Consider the following 18,117-nt stretch of genomic DNA (forward strand, 5'->3'; position numbering starts at 1 on the left):
ATATTATCAAATAGTTGAAGATAGTTTAAACACAAGTATTATTGATAATGAAGTTATTTAGAATGTTTGATTGAATGTAATGGTTTTAATCTAAGGGGTATATGTACCAAATGGCCAAACTGAAGCATTTAAGTATAATTTCTTGATTGCTTATATCAGATGACTTGTTTGAAAAAGAGGAAATAACCATATAGGAGGTACAAATAAGATAGATGTGCATATGCCACTGAAGATAAGATAGGTTTTCATATAGATGAACGGGTTTGCTATACTTCATTCAGTGATGCTTTTAGAATAACAAACCCAGAAAGTAAGGAATTTAGTTGGTGGGAATGGCAACAGAATAAGAGACATTTTATTATCTCCAGAAGCAACAGATAAGTTAGAGAAATCAATAACAAAATACGTGCAAAAGAAAATCCATCAGATCATGCCCCAGTTGTCTGTGCTTTAGAAGAAAGTGTCAGCTATTCCTTTTAAAATAATATTAATTTTATAAGAGTTATGCTACTATTTGTATAGTGCGTTTAAACAAAAATTCTTAGTATGTTTGCAAGAGTTATAAAATCGCATATCGAAGAAATTATAAGATATCAGCAGCAGCAATATTACAATTACCAATGAGTGGCGCAGTCGGTCATATTTACCCAATAATTTGTATGGTTTTTCAAAGTAAGCAAATTCGGCATAGATCAAAAAAAGAGGTTTTTATTTGGCTGAAAGTGAGGGTTTTGGTTAGGAGTATTGAATGATCTCAAAGTGTAGAATAATTGCCAGCATAGATGGGCTCAAAAGCTTTCCATAAACAACGTATTTCCCAACGCAGAAGTGCAATTGTGTATAATGCATCAGATAAACTAAAATATGTATCCAGCAAAATGAATGATTTGAAGAAAAGCTTCAAATAGAGAAATCGCTAAAAATTTGAGCTGGAAGAAAAATGGGAATGTAGTGGCAAAATAATTGGGAAACTGGCTATTTTAAGTACTCAGATCCTGTTAGGCGGATAGTTTACACTACCAATCCCATAGAGGGACTGCACAGGCAAATCAGGAAAAAACCAATTTACCAGTACAAATGCCTTGTACAAGCAATTATACTGTGCTATAAAAAAGATAGAGCAAAATTGGACTATACCAAATTGGGCTTTAACCATCTCTCAACTTGATATTTTCTTTCCTAATAGATTAAAAATTCAGTTGAGTTTTTGACACAGTTTGTTGAATACTCCCTATACAAAAACTTTTATTTGAGAGCATAAATATCTATTACTTCATTCTACTTTATTTTGTCAATCCCATCCATTGAATCAATAAAGCTAGCATTGTCCTTGGTCATCATAAGTTTACTATGTAAAAATTCCATTGCGTCTACAGGCCCCATAGGAGCAAGTACTCTACGTAATATCCAAGTTCTAGCAAGCACATTTTGCTCAACTAAAAGCTCTTCCTTCCTTGTTCCAGATTTTGTTATGTCTATCGCTGGGAAGATACGTTTATCTGCAAGTCTACGATCAAGTATTATTTCAGCGTTACCTGTTCCCTTAAATTCTTCAAAAATCACTTCATCCATTTTTGAACCTGTTTCTATTAAAGCTGTTGCTATTATAGTTAATGATCCGCCACTTTCTATATTACGTGCAGCACCAAAGAAACGCTTCGGCCTTTGTAATGCATTTGAATCTACCCCTCCAGTTAAAACTTTTCCTGAAGATGGGACGACAGCATTATATGCACGTGCAAGGCGAGTTATTGAATCAAGAAGAATAACTACATCTTTTCCATGCTCAACTCTTCTTTTTGCTTTTTCTATTACTATCTCAGCCAATTGAACATGCCTATAAGCAGGCTCATCGAATGTAGAACTTATTACTTCACCCTTAACAGAACGTACCATATCCGTAACTTCTTCCGGCCTTTCCCCTATTAATAAAACCATCAGCTCTATTTCTGGGTGGTTTGTTGCAATAGAATGAGCCATTTGCTGCAGTAATACAGTTTTACCAGTGCGAGGTGGAGCAACTATTAATGCTCTTTGTCCCTTACCTAAGGGAGATACTATATCTACAGCCCGAACGCCAATACTTCTTTTATCACTGCTATTTCTACATTCAAGTATTATTTTTTCATCTGGATATATAGGTACTAAATCATCAAAATGCGCACATCTTTTCGCATCCTTCACTTTAATAAAATTAACTTCTGGTGCGTTATCAAACATTGTAAAATAACGTTCTTTATTTCCAGGAGGTTTTATTTTACCACTTACTACATCCCCTGTGCGTAAATTGAATCTACTTATTTGTTTATTAGAAATGTAAATATCATCAGTACTTGCAGCGTAATGAGCCTTTGCCGAACGTAAAAAGCCAAAACCACTAGGCAAAATTTCTACAACACCACTGCCTAAAACAGTTTTTCCTTCATCTGCAGCTTTTGTTATAAGATTAAATATTATATCTTGCCTTAACACACTACCATGATAGAAAATTTTTTCCTTTTCTGCTAATTCTAACAGCTCTTCTACTGTTTTGTTTTTTAGATCATTTAAGTCTATTATGTTTTCTATGCTTTTATTTGTATCAAAAAGCTCAGCTTCATCACATCCATTGCTATCAATTAAGCTACTATTTTTGCTAATTGATTTTCCTTTATTTTCTTTTTGAATTAGAGCATTGCTTTCATCTTTAACTACTTCTGACATGCTTATTATTTACCTATGATATGTTAATCAAAAAACTAAGAAGATTTAATTTATAAAATGGAATTAACTTTTATTAAGTAGATTTAATTTATGTAAAACTATAAAATAACCTAAGTTATAAGGTTAAGCAAACAACTTAATCATGTCAATTAGTTTTTGTAAGATGCAGTAAACTACATTAATTAATTTGTCTAAATATTTTTATGTTTTTTCTTTTTACTCCATTTCAGTTATCTTAACATCTTGTTCTATATAATCCAGTTGATCTTGGGTACACAAACGTAATAATACAGGATCACGTGGTTTTAAACTATCTATTTTCCAATGAGTTTTATTTCGAATTGAAGCAACAGTACTTTCGGTTGTTTTGATTAATTTTGATATTTGTTTATCACTTATCTTTGGATAGTGTTTTATTAGCCAGAAAATTGCATCTGGTTTATCTGAACTTTTCTTAATTCCGTTTGGACTTCTTTTAACTGATGTATAATTAGACTTTGATTTGCTTATATGATCGTGTAAGACACTACTTAACTGTGGTGTTTTAGACGGATCGCTTTCACAGCTTTTGATTTCCTCTTCCGTAATTTGACCTATTTCGATAGGGTTACATCCTTGAATATCCGTGCCATCTTCCTTATCTGCTATTAGCTTGATTTCCAAGTAATGCAGGCCACAAAACGCTGCAATCTGAGGAAAAGTAAGTGAAGTATTATCTATAAGCCATGTTGCAACTGCTCTTGGCATAATAGACCTATCGTTAGAAAGCTTTTTTTTATTTTTCTTCCTTGAAGAAAGATTATGAGCAATCTCTATCATCATTCAATCCTGTGTTAATGTTTTGTTTACAACAATAAATTGTAAACTGAAAGAATAAAAAAAACGTTAATATCTGCAATGACTACTTGACATTTGATTTATTGTCAAGTTAATAAATAGCAGGCGCTTGGTATCAGTAAGATTCTTGAATGATTCTATAGTCTTAACTTTAATTTATAATTAAGTATAAAAATGCTGATTAATAGAACTACGGAATTGAGAGTAATTTGTGAAAGATTAAAGGTAGAGCAACCGAAATTTATTGCAATTGATACAGAGTTCATCAAAGATAATAAGTCTTATTATTTTAAATTATGTTTAATTCAAGTTTCTTGTAATAGCGTTAATTTTGTTGTTGACGCACTATCAAACGAACTTGATCTATCACCTCTTGCACAACTGTTGCTAGATACGAAAATTATTAAGGTATTTCATGGCTCTAGGCAAGATTTGGAAGTATTATTTACAACTTTCTCAAAAGCAATAAATCCTATTTTTGATATTCAAATTGCTGCAATGTTTTGTTATTATTATGAAAATTTTGTTGGTTACTCTAAATTGGTTGAGCAGATAAAAGGAATAAAGCTTAATAAGAAAAAATTTAAAAATTTCAATTGGCTGAAACGTCCTCTTTCTGAAGAGCAAATAGAATATGCCTTAAACGATGTAACCTATTTGTATGATTTATATACTATTTTTTATAATAAATTAATAGAAAATAACAGAATTTTGTGGTTCTTGGAAGAGATGGAAAAAATGAGTGACGTCAGCGCATATGTTAATGATCCTCAGAAAGCTTGGAAAAGAGTAAAATTTGATACAAAATTACAAACAGAGTCCATAACTGCAATAAAAGCAATTTGTCAGTGGCGAGAAATATTAGCACAGCGTTATAATATAAATCGAGACAATATAATTAATGGTACAAAAATAGCTTCTATTGCGGAAAAATGCCTTATGCATAATACGGCAATAAAAGATTGTATAGAAAAATGTGTAAGAGAAGTTTTGACAGAAAAGGATTTTTTGGAGTTTTCAGAAATACTGGAAAAAAATAAAAATGCAAAGCATGAATTAAATAACAACCTTCTTTATTATAAGAAATCTACTTTAGATATCCTTTTAATGCTACTGCATGATAGGTGTCAAGCAAATCATATATCACAAAGGCTTGTTGCTTCAAAGAATGAGATAATAAAATCAATATGTAGGCAGGATAGCGATTTATCTCGAGGTTGGAGATATGAATTTTTTGGTAAGCATGTAAACAATTTTGTAAATGGTAATTCTGAAATTGTAATTTCAACAAATAAAATAGATTGTAAATCAGTTAGCACATAACATTAATATTTTTATGAATTTGATATTAATATCTCAACTCAATTATATAGCTGGAAATGTTCAACATAATAGTGAGAAGATTTTGGATGCATACAAAAAAAATGCTAGTAGTACTATAGAGTTAATGATATTCTCTAGTTTTGCTATTTCTGGTTATTTAAGAAAACCTCCCGTTCCTATAAATGACTTTTTTGAAAAATGCAGTGAAGTATTAGAGGAGCTAGCACAATATACTCAAAGCTATAACGTACCTATAATCATAGGTAGTGCTACTAAAAAGCAGAATAAAATATTTAGTACAATATTTTTATTACAAAAGGGGAAAATTTTGTTATTAGCAGAGTCTGATCTAGAAAATAATAAAATTCATGAATTTACTTTTAATGAAGAAAAAATCAAACTTTGTATTTTAAATACTGATTTAGAAAATGATCTGATAGAAGAGGGGGAGGGGAGTAGTGATATTTTATTGTTCATGGATAGCAGACCATATACAAAAGGCAAAAAAAGTTCTGTTGAAAAATTTTACCATAATGGCAAAAAAATTATATACGTAAATCAAGTAGGAGGAAATGATGAATATGTTTTTAGTGGTGGATCATTTGTTAAATATGTAAAAGGCATCAATTTTTTAAGTAATTGGCAAGAAGAAAGCAAATTAATCGATTTAAAGAGAACAGATCAATTTTATGCCAGAAGTAATGTGAATTACATAGAGGATATTTATCAAGCATTAATGCTTAGTTTGCGCGATTATGTTGCGAAAAATAACTTTGATAAAATTATATTAGGTTTATCAGGAGGTATAGATTCCGCCTTAGTTGCAACAATTGCTTGTGATGCGCTGGGTAGTGCAAAAGTACGTTCCTTTATGCTGCAGTCTGAGTATACTTCAGCAGAAAGCATTCAAGATGCACAAGAGTTTGCAAGCAGAGCAAGTATATCACATGAAGTGCTTTCTATTAGCACTATTTTTGATTCGGTAAAAGAGAGTTTAAAAGAAATTTTTATGGGCTATTGCTCTGATGTTACTGAGGAGAACATACAAGCTAGAATTAGAGGCATGATTCTTATGGCAATCAGTAACAAATTTGGTAGTATGCTGCTTGCAACTGGTAATAAATCTGAAATGTCTGTAGGTTATGCTACAATTTATGGTGATATGTGTGGTGGCTTTGCTCCCATTAAAGATATATATAAAACTGAAGTTTATGAATTAGCAAAATGGCGTAATGATAATATTCCTAAAAATAGCCTATGTTGTAAGATTAATGTTATCCCTCAAAGTATAATTGATAAACCACCATCAGCGGAGCTACGTCATAATCAAACGGATCAAGATACATTGCCAGATTATAATATTTTAGATTCTATACTGAAGATGCTACTTGATAAAAAAGAGACTGCTGAATCCATTTTGAAGAAGGGTTATGATATTGGGACAGTCAATTACATCATAAAATTAATAAAACAAGCAGAGTATAAAAGGCTTCAGTCTCCTATTGGGCCTAAACTTTAGCAATATTTTAGAGCATTAGATAGAAAATGTAGATAAATTATTATAAAGTTAGCATATTCTTTATTTTTTACTTGTAACATATAGCATTATTTAGTACTTAGTTAAATTAAGATATTAATAATTTAAAATTTAATGTTAAAAAATAGTGATTATCAAAGGGGGCATAGAAAGAGATTAAGAAAAAAATGTATATTAGGTAAAGGTCAACCTCTGCTCGATTATGAGATCTTAGAATTAATATTGTACTCAGCTTATCAAAGGATTGACGTAAAACCGATAGCGAGAAAATTAATGAAGCGATTTGGTAGTTTCGCAGGTGTTTTTAATGCTGATATAGATGATTTGAAGGATGTTGAAATGGTAGGTGATTCGGCGGTAGCTGTTATTCTGTGTGTTAAAGAAGCTTTAACTAGAATACTTAAAGAAGACATAAAAGAGCTCCCTATAGTTAATAATTCACAAAAGCTAGTTAACTATTTAAAAGTTAGCATAGGGCAGGCAAATAAGGAAAAATCTCGTATTATTTACATGAATAAAAAATGTAGAGTTATTGCTGATGATCTTCAAGACATTGGCACAGTAGATCAAACGCCATTATACGTTAGGGAAGTAATAAAGAGAGCTCTAGCGATAGGTGCATCTTCGATTGTTTTATCTCACAATCATCCAAGTGGTGATGGGCATCCATCAAGTGGAGATATAGCAATTACAAAACAGTTAAATTATGCTTGTCATAGTATGGATATAACTTTAATTGATCATATAATAATTACTGCACGGGATTATTTTAGTTTTAAAGAAAAAGGGCTGCTTTAACTGTATTAATTTATTGACTGTTAATGATAGCTCTTTCAGAATAAGCTTGAAATGGAGAGAAAAATGTCTATACTACCTATCATTATTGCTCCTGATGATAGATTGCATCTTTGTTCTGAAGAAGTGATGGAAGTTAATGATGAAGTTAAGCGATTAGTTGATGACATGTTTGAGACTATGTATCATGAAGGTGGTCTTGGCTTAGCTGCAGTGCAAATTGGAGTGCATAAGCGAATCTTCATTGCTGATGTGCCTGAAGAATATGATAATTTGGAAAATAGAGTAGATGGTTATAGCTCAACAGGTGGACCTTTTTGCATTATTAATCCGCAAATTATTGAACTTTCTGATGAATCAATCTTATTAAATGAAGGGTGTTTGTCTGTTCCTGAACAGAGAAATGAAATTAGCCGTCCTAAGTATTTGACTTTAAAATATCTTGATTACTATGGTAAGAAGCAAATAGTAAAAGCTCAAGGGTGGCTTGCAAGATGCTTTCAGCATGAAGTTGATCATTTAAATGGTATTTTATACTTTAAGTACCTATCAAAAATAAAATATGATATGGCAGTAAAGAAAGCTCAAAAAATTAAAAGGTATTATAAACAATAAATGATATGAATGATAAAGATTTAGAGTTGTTAAAATTTTACCGAGACTCGGGTATTGATTATGTCCTAGAGGATGAAAAGCAGATGAAAGAAGAAGAGAAAGTGATGGAACATAAGCATATGCTACCGAGTGATTGGGTAGTGGAGGCAAAAAAAATAGCAGGTAGATGTACTAGTGTTGAAGAACTAAAAAAAGCAGTAGAATCATTTAATGGTTGTGAAGTGAAGGCAATGGCAACCAATACAGTTTTTGCTGACGGTAATCCACAGGCAAAAATCATGCTTATAGGAGAAGCACCTGGCATGAATGAAGATTTAAAAGGCATACCTTTTTGTGGTGCTAGTGGTGATTTGCTTGATAAAATGTTAGCTGCAATTGAGCTTGATCGCACTAAAGTTTACATAAGCAATACTATGTTTTGGCGTCCCCCTGGTAACCGCCGGCCAACAGATTTAGAGCTTGAAATGTGTCAGCCGTTTGTCGAGAAACATATTGCACTTGTGCTACCTAAGATCCTGGTATTAGTTGGTGGTACAGCAACTTATAGCTTACTTGATCAAACTAAGAGTATATCAAGGCTTAGAGGGCAATTTCACACATACACTAATCAATATTTGGATATGGAAATTACAACTGCAGTAATATTTCACCCAGCATATCTTCTTCGTCAACCTATGCAAAAACGCTTAGCATGGCAAGATTTAAAACAGATTAAGGAATATGTTGATAGTAACATAGCTCCCTAAATTCTTTTAGGAGTGTGGCAGAAAAAACTATAAAACAAGCATAGTCATTAAAATAATATAAAGTATGCTTATTAATATATTCATAGAATATGAATTAAAATTTACTTGATAAAAGTAAAAATATAATGTATTAATAACATTGATATATTAATCTAAACTAATATGCTAGCAATAGTAAATATGCCAGCCAATAGACAAAAAATTAAAAAAATTCTGTTGACTCCTGCAGGATATTTAGTGGTGAGCTTATTAGTAGTACTTTTCATAGTGCCTGTCATTCTTGTTGTGGTGTTTGGCTTAATCTTGAAGGCAATATCTAAGCTAATACTCTCTTGCAGGTATTAAAATACTACCACAATGGCTAGGGAAGATAATTGGAGAAGATGGAGTAGATCAACAACACTTAGGGCCAGTAACTGAAAGAGAGAGAATAATTCTACAATGCCTCAGGCAAATAGTAGATAATAGAGGAGTGGAACGTGTTCCGCAGACAACACACGATACTGACGTGAACTATGCAGTCAATTTCAATGTTCAAAAGCTAAGAGAAAACTATGGTGAACCTGATGCTGAAGATGAGTCGATAACACAAATAGAAGATTTTATTAATCAGATGGAGTGCGTAGCAGATGATGCACAAAAAGATATAAATAGTATCAACTCACAAAAAGTGAGAAAAAACATGCACTTGATTGTTTTCAGCACATAAAAAATAATCCTGATCAACGTGATGGAAGTGAGTTGACAGTGAAGCAGCTTTTAACTTTAGTTTGGAAAGCTTGTAATGATGAAAATAAAGAAAGTGCTGATCCTGGTACAGATATTAATGAACGCATATTGCAAAGAAAATTCCAGCTAGTTAAACAGTTAATAGAATCACAAACTGAATATGGAGTATATAATGGTCGTGGTGCAAATGCATGCTTTACTGGTGCATTCAATAGTATTACTTCTTCCTTGTATGGCTTTGAAGAATTCTCCTTCTTGCAAAAATTAGATAAGGATACTGCAAGGATAATATTTAGTGGTGAGCTGCAAAATAGAGGAGAAAACTTATTTAATCAACTTTCTAATGATGATGATAAAAAAGCAGTTGCAACAGCTTTAAGTAATGTTTCTGTTACAAATTTCGTTTTAGAATATATAGAGTCATTTAAAGCACACAGTGCACGTGCAGTTTTAGGTGATAAAGAATGTAATAAGTTGGTTAAAGATCATCTTGAAAATCTTCAACACTCAGAAGTAGTATCACCTTTTGTTTCCTAAACAATCACTTCGTATCTATTTAGGTTTAGGAAATGATAGATTTAAAAAGAAACTAAAAAATTTTTAAAAAAATAATAAAATTCTGCCAATTTTCTGCTTCCATGGTTGTGAATGTATATGATATAAAGAGAATGCCAATCTGGAGAGATCAAGGCTGTAGAGGCGGCCTTTAAAGTGGCAGATGTATAGGAAAAAAAGATCTGAATATATTGAATAGGATCTTTGGCGACCTACTGAATAGTTTTAGCTATTTTAGGCTCTTTTGCCTAGAGTAAGGGTTGATATCCTTATAGTTATATGCCTTAAAACATACGACTATAGCGCTTCCAATTATCAATTGGTAGTCCTTTCATGGTGGGAATCCGTGAAAAGGGCTAAAAACGCTCCTCTCTCTGATGTTGTACACGTGCTTTTTCTCCAGATTGGCACTAAATCAACAATAGGTCGGAAAAGGTTGAAAGATAAGATCAAAATAAATAATGATTCAGAGAATTATATAACAACTACTTATGAATATTTTAAATTCTTTCTTTTTTATTATAGGAGTATGAGATGAGATAAATTTTGGATTCTGCATATAAATTTGCATTTATTTCTGGCTACTTTTATTCCAATCTTGCAGAAAACTTGATAAACCACTATCAGTTAGAGGATGGCTAAACAATTGTCTTAATACTTTTGCTGGCATTGTTACAGCATCAGCACCAAGTTTTGCTGCCTCAACCACATGAACTGGGCTGCGTACTGATGCAACGAGTATTTTAGTGTTAAAGCTATCATAGTTACTATACACAGTAGCAATATCTTCTATCAAAGAAAGACCATCAAAACTTAAATCATCCAAACGCCCAATAAATGGGGAAATAAAATATGCACCTGCTTTAGCAGCTAAAATAGCTTGTGCGACAGAAAAACACAATGTAATATTCACTTTAATTTTATGCTTTTCTGATAAAACTTTGCATGCATGCAAGCCATCATAAGTAAGTGGCAATTTAACAACAACATTCTTGGCTATTTTTGCTAACTTCAGTCCTTCTTCTATCATTTTGTCGCAGTCAGTTGCAGTAACCTGAGCACTCACTGGTCCTTTCACTGCTAAACAGATCTCAGCAATTAATGTATCACTCTTTTTTTCAGACTTTGCAATCAGTGATGGGTTTGTAGTAATACCATCAATAAATTCACTTAAATCCTTTATTTCATTTAGATCTGTACTATCAAGAAAAAATTCCATACTTAATCTCTCATATCTTGATTCTCTTTTACTGCATCAACATAATCAAAATAATGCTGCATACTAGTTTTCTTTTTATGCCCATTAATATCATCTTTTTGTAGTTTACTTGTCATAATATTACAACAATTATTAGCAACTTTAAGCACTGCATCATCAATTATAACTTTTTCTTCTTTTTTTTCTAAAGTTCTTAGAGTTACCGAACCAGGAAGAAGATAGATTATAAAAGGACTATGATCTGGCAAAATAGTAAGCTCTCCTTCTATTGAACAAAGAGAAAGCAAATAAACATTATCAAAAATAATGACGTTATCGGGAGAGGAAAACTCAACTTTGAAATATTTATCCATTCTTTCTCAATCCTTCAGCTTTTTTTATTGCTTCATCTATATTTCCTACCATATAAAAAGCAGCTTCTGGTAAATCATCATACTTACCAGAAATAATGTCCTTAAAACTAGAAATAGTTTCAGCAAGAGGAACAAATTTACCAGGCATCCCAGTAAATACTTCAGCAACATGAAAAGGCTGCGACAAAAATCTTTGAATTTTCCTTGCTCTTGCTACAGTTAATTTATCCTCTTCTGATAGTTCATCTATTCCCAATATAGCAATAATATCTTGTAATGATTTATAAGTTTGCAATATTCGTTTTACTTCGCATGCAACTTCATAATGCTCCTTACCAATAACGCTTTCAGATAAAGATTGAGAAGTTGAATCTAAAGGATCAACAGCAGGATATATACCAAGTTCAGCAATTTGCCTTGATAATACAGTTGTTGCATCAAGGTGAGAAAAAGTAGTAGCTGGTGCAGGATCAGTTAAATCATCAGCAGGAACATATATTGCTTGGACAGAAGTAATAGAACCTTTATCTGTTGATGCTATTCTTTCTTGCATAGCTCCCATTTCTACTGCAAGTGTTGGCTGGTAACCAACTGCAGAAGGAATGCGACCAAGAAGAGTCGAAACTTCAGAGCCAGCTTGAGTAAACCTAAAGATATTATCTATAAAAAATAATACATCTTGTCCCTCATCATCACGAAAATATTCAGCCATAGTAAGAGCTGTTAAGGCAACCCTTGCTCTTGCTCCAGGTGGTTCATTCATTTGGCCATAAACTAAAACAGCTTGAGATTTTTCATGATCCTGCAGGTTTATCACCCCTGAAGTAATCATTTCATGATATAAATCGTTTCCCTCACGAGTACGTTCGCCAACACCAGCAAAAACAGAAAATCCTTTATGGGCCTTAGCAATATTGTTAATAAGTTCCATTATAAGAACTGTTTTACCAACTCCAGCACCACCAAAAAGACCAATTTTACCACCCTTCAAATATGGGGCTAATAAATCAATTACTTTAATACCTGTAACTAAAACATCATCTGTAACTTTTTGATCAACCAGACTTGGTGGATCTGAATATATAGAACGCATACAAAATTTATCCTTAGCAGGTAATTCATAACCATCTATTATCTGGCCAGTTACATCAAATATGCGCCCAAGTGTCCCGCGACCAACAGGAACTAATATTGGAGCCCCAGTATCAATAAACTCATCATCCCTTGCTATACCATCTGTACTATCCATTGCAATACAACGTACTATGTTGTCCCCTATGTGTTGAGAAACTTCTAATATCAACTTCTTATCGTTGTAATCCACCTTACTCTTTAAAGCATTTAATATTTTAGGTAAGGTATTATCAAATTTAACGTCAACAACTGCTTGAGTGACCTTAGTCACCTTACCTATATTACCTCTTTTATTATCTGTTTTGCTTTTATTCATTATATCTTTTTTTTCTTTAAAAAATAAGGCTTATGGAGCTATTTTGCAATAATAAATTTAATAAATTCTTTTTATTATAAATAAAGCAATGGCATTAAGTGACCAAGTGATAACAAAAAGTGTTAAACTGAGAGCATAAGCAGCTAAAGTTTGTATGCTGTTAAAATCTTGATCACCTGTAAGCAATGTAGCAATTTGCACAGTAACAGTGGTAACAGAACGTAAAGGATTAAAGGTTAGTTGAGCATTTATTCCAACTGTCATTAAAACAATCATTGTCTCACCAATTGCTCTTGAAATAGCTAACAATATTGAACTGATTATTGCAGGAAAAGCATAAGGCAACGTTATGTGCCAAATAGTTTCTGCTGAAGTTGCACCAAGCGCCATAAATCCATATCGCAAAGATTTTGGTACAGATCTTATTGCATCTTCCATCAAAGAAGTAACAAAAGGAAAAATCATTATTCCAATAGCAATACCTGCTACTAAGGCATTTTCTGATTGTATACTAAGTCCAGTAAGCTCAGCTAATTTTTTTATAAATGGTGATAAAAAAATCACAGCAAAGTACCCATACACAATAGTTGGTATTGCAGATAAAATTTCCAATGTCATATTAATCACATAGCGCACTCTCTTATTTGCATATTCACCAATATACACAGCAGAAAATAAGCCAGCAGGTACTGCAACTAAAATTGCAATTACTGTAACTAATAGAGTACCGACTAATAAAGGAATAATTCCAAAATCATTAGCTATATTATCATCAAATATAGTTGCATTATGATTCCAGTTAGAACTGAACAAGAACTTTGATATTGGTACTTCATTGAAAAATACAAGAGATTGAAAAAAAATAGAAGATAATATGCACAGTGTTACAGAAAAAGATATTGCTATTGTAAAAAACAATAAATATTTTAATATTTTGTGTTTTTTATCTATTACAATTAGAGAGAGAAACAATATAAAAATAAAGCAAACCAGATTATAGTGACTGCTATACAAAAAAAGCATTAAAGAAAAACATGTAAGCAACAAAGTAAATAAGCAATGAAGCCTAGCTTTATTAGTACAAATTACCTTCTTACAAAAAAATAGGCTATAGGAAAGTAAAAAGATAAGAAAAAACATTATCATAAATTAAATATTTTAACTTAAATAAGTTTATCAGATTTGCTAAAAAGATTAAACTAAAGAAATAAAAATCAGGTTTACATTTGCTAATACTTTCATTCTAAACAAACTAGTTGACAATATCAATGTCATATAACTTAATTTAATTAATATAAAATTTTTTGTAAAATGAAGAGGACATATCAACCAAGCAATATAGTAAGGAAGCGTAGACATGGTTTTCGTGCAAGAATGTTATCTAAGTGGGGAAGAAAAATCTTAAATAGAAGACGTGCTCAAAAACGCAAAGTTTTATGCGCATGAAAAAGTTACTTATCATAAAAAAAAAGATTTTTTATTCGCGTTAAAGAATTATTTATTCGCAAATTCAAATTATTTATCATTACGAGTTATAAAAGAAAGCAAAGTGGATTATTCTAACACTGCCAGAGTTGGGTTTATTGTTAGTAGAAAATCAGGAAATGCTGTTCAGAGAAATAAAATAAAAAGGTATTTTCGTATAATTTCAAGGAATATCATTATTCAAAATGCAAAGTGTGGTTATTATTACATTCTACTAGCTAATAAAAATAGTATAAAAGCTAATCTTCAAATCTTAAAGAAAGATTTAATTTTTTGTTTAAATAAACTGAAAATGCACATTTAAATTAATAAAAGTTTAATATTTACAGCTAAATAAATTATGGTAAAATTGGCTATGCTTTATCATAATAATTAATATATTCATGTTTGAAACAATATTCAATCTCATAAAGTTTTATAGCAAAAGTGTAAGATCTAGTAAAGGAAAGCAATTAATCAAAGCAATCAAAAAAGATGTTACTTCAGCATATAATCAAAATTTATTCATATTAGATTTATTTAATATGCATAGCAAGATAGATAATCATATTGGCAAAATCTTAAAAATAGAAAGAATATCAACAAAGGAACAGCCTAACTTAAAATTAGAAAAAATCAATATAACTGAAAAAGGGAAAGAAATAACAAGGTAAGTATTTTAGTAAGCCTGGCAGCGACCTGCTCTCCCCTTATACAGAGTACCATAGGCGCTGAAAAGTTTCACTTCTAAGTTCGAAATGTAATTAGGTGTTTCATTTTCGCTATAACCACCAGACCAATTAAAATATCACAAAAACTTAATTCTACATATACTTACATATGCAAGACAAATAAACCAATTGAGCTATTAGTACTGGTTAGCTTCATATGTTACCATACTTCCACACCCAGCCTATCAACGTAATAGTCTATTACGGCTCTAATAGGGAAATCTATTTTTGAAGAAGGTTTCTTACTTATATGCTTTCAGTAATTATCCTATCCATACGTGGCTACCCAGCTATGCTGTTGGCACAACAACTGGTACACCAGAGGTATGTCCAGCTCGGTCCTCTCGTACTAGAACCAGGCCTTCTCAAATTTCCTACACCCACGGCAGATAGAAACCGAACTGTCTCACGACGTTCTAAACCCAACTCACGTATCACTTTAATCGGCGAACAGCCGAACCCTTGGAACCTTCTTCAGCTCCAGGATGTGATGAGTCGACATCGAGGTGCCAAACGGTGTCGTCGATATGAACTCTTGAACACCATCAGCCTGTTATCCCCGGCGTACCTTTTATCCGTTGAGCGATGACCCTTCCATACAGAATCACCGGATCACTATGACCGACTTTCGTCTCTGTTTGGCTTGTCAGCCTCACAGTCAGGCAGGCTTATGCCATTATACTATACAGCTGATTTCTGACCAGCCTTAGCCTACCTTCGCACACCTCCGTTACTTTTTAGGAGGTGACCGCCCCAGTCAAACTACCCACCATACAATGTCCTAACCCCAGATTAATGAAGTATAGTTAGATGCCAAAAATGTAAAGGGTGGTATCTCAAGGACGACTCCATTGCAATTAGCATCGCAACTTCATTGTCTCCCACCTATCCTGCACATTAGATCCTTAGCATCAATGTAAAGTTATAGTAAAGGTGCACGGGGTCTCTTCGTCTAACCGCGGGTACCCCGCATCTGCACGGGGAATTCAATTTCGCTGAGTCGATGTTGGAGACAGTAGGGCAATCATTACGCCATTCGTGCGGGTCGGAACTTACCCGACAAGGAATTTCGCTACCTTAGGACCGTCAGTGTTACGGCCGCCGTTCACTGGGGCTTCAATTCAAAGCTTGCACTCATCCTCTTAACCTTCCAGCACCGGGCAGGCGTCAGACCCTATACTTCCACTTACATGTTTGCAGAGTCCTGTGTTTTTAATAAACAGTTGCCACCCCCTCTTCTGTGCCACCTACCTCTGGTTGCCCAAAAATAGGTTATCTTTCTTCCGAAGTTACAGATACAATTTGCCGAGTTCCTTCAACATCGTTCTCTCATCGCCTTAGTATACTCTACCTACCTACCAGTGTCGGTTTGCGGTACGGTCTATTTAAAGTAAATGCTATTTCCTGGAACTTTTCACCAGCATAAATCAATCCATTAAGACCTACACTAACTACAAAATTCGTCACATTTACAAGGTTTAGGAATATTAACCTAATTCCCATCGACTACTCCTTTACGGCCTTGCCTTAGGGACCGACTAACCCTACGCAGATCAACTTAACGTAGGAAACCTTAGGTTTTCGGCGAGAGTGATTTTCACACTCTTTATACGCTACTTATGTCAGTATTCTTACTTCCGATATCTCCAGCAATCCTTTCGAATCACCTTCACAGACTTACGGAACACTCCGCTACCGTATTTATATTATATAAATACCCGCATCTTCGGTATACAACTTTAGCCCCGTTACATTTTCGGCGCAGGAAAGCTTATTATTTAGACAAGTGAGCTGTTACGCTTTCTTTAAAGGATGGCTGCTTCTAAGCCAACCTCCTGGCTGTAATGGCCTTCCCACTTCCTTCCACACTTAGCTGTAATTTTGGGACCTTAGATGGCGGTCTGGGCTGTTTCCCTCTTCACCACGGACTTAGCACCCGTAGTGTGTCTGCTATAAAACTATTAACTGGTATTCGGAGTTTGATTAGATTTGGTAAGATGATGAGTCCCCCTAGTCTATTCAGTGCTCTACCCCCAGTAATATTCAATATAACGCTCTACCTAAATAGATTTCGCGGAGAACCAGCTATTTCCAAGTTTGATTGGCCTTTCACCCCTAACCACAACTCATCCAATACTATTGCAACAGTAACTGGTTCGATCCTCCAATGTATCTTACTACACCTTCAATCTGGTCATGGCTAGATCACTTGGTTTCGGGTCTAATCCATTAAATTAAACGCCCTATTAAGACTCGCTTTCGCTACGCCTACACCTAACGGCTTAAGCTTACTCAACAGATTAACTCGCTGACCCATTATGCAAAAGGTACACTGTCACTCACATTATATCAACAAGATTACTCCCATTAATATAATTAAGCTCCAGCTGTTTGTAAGCATTTGATTTCAGGATCTATTTCACTCCCCTAACAGGGGTTCTTTTCACCTTTCCCTCACGGTACTAGTTCACTATCGGTCGTTAAGGAGTATTTAGGCTTGGAGGATGGTCCCCCCATCTTCAAACGGAATTCCACGTGCTCCGCTTTACTCGAGAACTTATAGACTTTTTACCTATACAGGGCTATCACCTACTATAGCTATTCTTTCCAAAATATTCTAGTTTTTATCTATAAATTACTGGCCTGGTCCGCATTCGCTCGTCACTACTAACGGAATCTCTTTTGATTTCTTTTCCTTTGGCTACTTAGATATTTCAGTTCACCAAGTTTGCTTTATATACCTATGTATTCAGTATATAATAATTAGTAAAACTAATTGGGTTTTCCCATTCGGAAATCTACGGATTAAAGCTTGCTGACAGCTCCCCGTAGCTTATCGCAGTCTACCACGTCCTTCATCGCCTCTTAACGCCAAGGCATCCATCAAACGCTCTTGTATGTTTATTTATTTAGACATATGTAACATATATGTAGAATTAAATATTTGCATTATAATTCTAATTGAATTGAGATTAATTATTAATCTCTACCATTAATTTCTTATACTTTTCAAACATCTATACTTAAGCAAAACTTAAGCTGTAATTTCAGTATTAAATA

Annotated in this window: 16 protein-coding genes, 2 rRNA genes and 1 pseudogene; 11 read left to right on the forward strand and 8 right to left on the reverse strand. The window is 33.4% G+C overall.

Annotation, left to right across the window (positions count from 1 at the left end; genetic code table 11):
• Positions 1–531: 531 nt before the first annotated feature.
• Positions 532–1,211, forward strand: a pseudogene (locus AACL09_RS05170) (transposase); the annotation flags it as partial.
• 67 nt (positions 1,212–1,278) lie between these two features.
• Here AACL09_RS05170 and rho read toward each other — a convergent pair.
• Positions 1,279–2,703, reverse strand: coding sequence for a transcription termination factor Rho (gene rho / locus AACL09_RS05175; RefSeq protein ID WP_339047506.1), 1,425 nt, complete (start codon positions 2,701–2,703; stop codon positions 1,279–1,281).
• A 216-nt stretch (positions 2,704–2,919) separates the two neighbouring features.
• Positions 2,920–3,525 (reverse strand): cell cycle transcriptional regulator TrcR, encoded by a 606-nt coding sequence (locus AACL09_RS05180; protein WP_339047508.1) that lies wholly within the window; start codon positions 3,523–3,525, stop codon positions 2,920–2,922.
• Between the two features lie 189 nt (positions 3,526–3,714).
• Between AACL09_RS05180 and AACL09_RS05185 the strand changes: the two genes are divergently transcribed.
• The 7 genes from AACL09_RS05185 (at position 3,715) to AACL09_RS05215 (ending at position 9,822) form a co-directional block, all read left to right on the forward strand.
• Positions 3,715–4,863, forward strand: a complete 1,149-nt coding sequence (locus AACL09_RS05185) for a ribonuclease D (protein ID WP_339047510.1) — start codon at positions 3,715–3,717, stop codon at positions 4,861–4,863.
• Positions 4,864–4,876: 13 nt separating this feature from the next.
• Positions 4,877–6,382 carry an NAD+ synthase gene (locus tag AACL09_RS05190; RefSeq protein WP_339047512.1) on the forward strand — a complete coding sequence of 502 codons (1,506 nt, stop codon included), beginning with the start codon at positions 4,877–4,879 and terminating at the stop codon, positions 6,380–6,382.
• A 132-nt stretch (positions 6,383–6,514) separates the two neighbouring features.
• Positions 6,515–7,198 carry a RadC family protein gene (gene radC / locus AACL09_RS05195; protein ID WP_339047514.1) on the forward strand — a complete coding sequence of 228 codons (684 nt, stop codon included), beginning with the start codon at positions 6,515–6,517 and terminating at the stop codon, positions 7,196–7,198.
• A gap of 63 nt (positions 7,199–7,261) precedes the next feature.
• Entirely contained in the window at positions 7,262–7,810 is a 549-nt protein-coding gene (gene def, locus AACL09_RS05200; RefSeq protein WP_339047516.1) for a peptide deformylase, read from the forward strand.
• Between the two features lie 5 nt (positions 7,811–7,815).
• Complete coding sequence (locus AACL09_RS05205; RefSeq protein WP_339047518.1) at positions 7,816–8,556, forward strand: uracil-DNA glycosylase; 741 nt, start codon at positions 7,816–7,818, stop codon at positions 8,554–8,556.
• 472 nt (positions 8,557–9,028) lie between these two features.
• Positions 9,029–9,265, forward strand: a complete 237-nt coding sequence (locus AACL09_RS05210) for a hypothetical protein (protein WP_339047520.1) — start codon at positions 9,029–9,031, stop codon at positions 9,263–9,265.
• Between the two features lie 38 nt (positions 9,266–9,303).
• The gene (locus tag AACL09_RS05215; protein ID WP_339047522.1) at positions 9,304–9,822 is read left to right on the forward strand and encodes a hypothetical protein; all 519 of its coding nucleotides are present in this window, start codon (positions 9,304–9,306) and stop codon (positions 9,820–9,822) included.
• A 589-nt stretch (positions 9,823–10,411) separates the two neighbouring features.
• Here AACL09_RS05215 and fsa read toward each other — a convergent pair.
• From fsa to pstC, 4 genes are read right to left on the reverse strand one after another with little or no spacing between them, the layout of a single operon-like run.
• Positions 10,412–11,059: a fructose-6-phosphate aldolase gene (fsa, locus tag AACL09_RS05220; RefSeq protein ID WP_339047524.1), complete on the reverse strand. Its 648-nt coding sequence runs from the start codon at positions 11,057–11,059 to the stop codon at positions 10,412–10,414.
• A gap of 2 nt (positions 11,060–11,061) precedes the next feature.
• The gene (locus AACL09_RS05225; protein ID WP_339047526.1) at positions 11,062–11,412 is read right to left on the reverse strand and encodes a F0F1 ATP synthase subunit epsilon; all 351 of its coding nucleotides are present in this window, start codon (positions 11,410–11,412) and stop codon (positions 11,062–11,064) included.
• Entirely contained in the window at positions 11,405–12,862 is a 1,458-nt protein-coding gene (gene atpD, locus AACL09_RS05230) for a F0F1 ATP synthase subunit beta (protein WP_339047528.1), read from the reverse strand. Before atpD ends, AACL09_RS05225 begins: the two co-directional genes overlap by 8 nt.
• A gap of 57 nt (positions 12,863–12,919) precedes the next feature.
• Complete coding sequence (gene pstC / locus AACL09_RS05235; protein WP_410519798.1) at positions 12,920–14,008, reverse strand: phosphate ABC transporter permease subunit PstC; 1,089 nt, start codon at positions 14,006–14,008, stop codon at positions 12,920–12,922.
• A 165-nt stretch (positions 14,009–14,173) separates the two neighbouring features.
• Here pstC and rpmH point away from each other — a divergent pair, with 165 nt between their 5' ends.
• The 3 genes from rpmH to AACL09_RS05245 all read left to right on the forward strand — a co-directional run bounded on the left by rpmH (position 14,174) and on the right by AACL09_RS05245 (position 15,000).
• Complete coding sequence (rpmH, locus tag AACL09_RS05240) at positions 14,174–14,308, forward strand: 50S ribosomal protein L34 (RefSeq protein WP_339047532.1); 135 nt, start codon at positions 14,174–14,176, stop codon at positions 14,306–14,308.
• A complete protein-coding gene (gene rnpA / locus AACL09_RS06535) occupies positions 14,277–14,651 on the forward strand; it encodes a ribonuclease P protein component (RefSeq protein ID WP_410519799.1) in 375 nt (124 codons plus the stop codon). Before rpmH ends, rnpA begins: the two co-directional genes overlap by 32 nt.
• A gap of 79 nt (positions 14,652–14,730) precedes the next feature.
• Positions 14,731–15,000, forward strand: a complete 270-nt coding sequence (locus AACL09_RS05245) for a hypothetical protein (RefSeq protein WP_339047534.1) — start codon at positions 14,731–14,733, stop codon at positions 14,998–15,000.
• Between the two features lie 12 nt (positions 15,001–15,012).
• Here AACL09_RS05245 and rrf read toward each other — a convergent pair.
• Both rrf and AACL09_RS05255 read right to left on the reverse strand, forming a co-directional pair.
• A 5S ribosomal RNA gene (rrf, locus tag AACL09_RS05250) occupies positions 15,013–15,122 on the reverse strand.
• Positions 15,123–15,173: 51 nt separating this feature from the next.
• Positions 15,174–17,964 (reverse strand): 23S ribosomal RNA (locus tag AACL09_RS05255).
• Positions 17,965–18,117 lie beyond the last annotated feature (153 nt).

It is taken from the genome of Candidatus Mesenet endosymbiont of Phosphuga atrata, assembly GCF_964020175.1.
Lineage (GTDB): Bacteria > Pseudomonadota > Alphaproteobacteria > Rickettsiales > Anaplasmataceae > Mesenet.

Bases quoted from the DNA above. Each gene is read 5' to 3' on its own strand.
- rho (WP_339047506.1), bottom strand. From the start codon at position 2,703: ATGTCAGAAGTAGTTAAAGATGAAAGCAATGCTCTAATTCAAAAAGAA.
- AACL09_RS05180 (WP_339047508.1), bottom strand. From the start codon at position 3,525: ATGATGATAGAGATTGCTCATAATCTTTCTTCAAGGAAGAAAAATAAA.
- AACL09_RS05185 (WP_339047510.1), top strand. From the start codon at position 3,715: ATGCTGATTAATAGAACTACGGAATTGAGAGTAATTTGTGAAAGATTA.
- AACL09_RS05190 (WP_339047512.1), top strand. From the start codon at position 4,877: ATGAATTTGATATTAATATCTCAACTCAATTATATAGCTGGAAATGTT.
- radC (WP_339047514.1), top strand. From the start codon at position 6,515: ATGTTAAAAAATAGTGATTATCAAAGGGGGCATAGAAAGAGATTAAGA.
- def (WP_339047516.1), top strand. From the start codon at position 7,262: ATGTCTATACTACCTATCATTATTGCTCCTGATGATAGATTGCATCTT.
- AACL09_RS05205 (WP_339047518.1), top strand. From the start codon at position 7,816: ATGAATGATAAAGATTTAGAGTTGTTAAAATTTTACCGAGACTCGGGT.
- fsa (WP_339047524.1), bottom strand. From the start codon at position 11,059: ATGGAATTTTTTCTTGATAGTACAGATCTAAATGAAATAAAGGATTTA.
- AACL09_RS05225 (WP_339047526.1), bottom strand. From the start codon at position 11,412: ATGGATAAATATTTCAAAGTTGAGTTTTCCTCTCCCGATAACGTCATT.
- atpD (WP_339047528.1), bottom strand. From the start codon at position 12,862: ATGAATAAAAGCAAAACAGATAATAAAAGAGGTAATATAGGTAAGGTG.
- pstC (WP_410519798.1), bottom strand. From the start codon at position 14,008: ATGATAATGTTTTTTCTTATCTTTTTACTTTCCTATAGCCTATTTTTT.
- rpmH (WP_339047532.1), top strand. From the start codon at position 14,174: ATGAAGAGGACATATCAACCAAGCAATATAGTAAGGAAGCGTAGACAT.
- AACL09_RS05245 (WP_339047534.1), top strand. From the start codon at position 14,731: ATGTTTGAAACAATATTCAATCTCATAAAGTTTTATAGCAAAAGTGTA.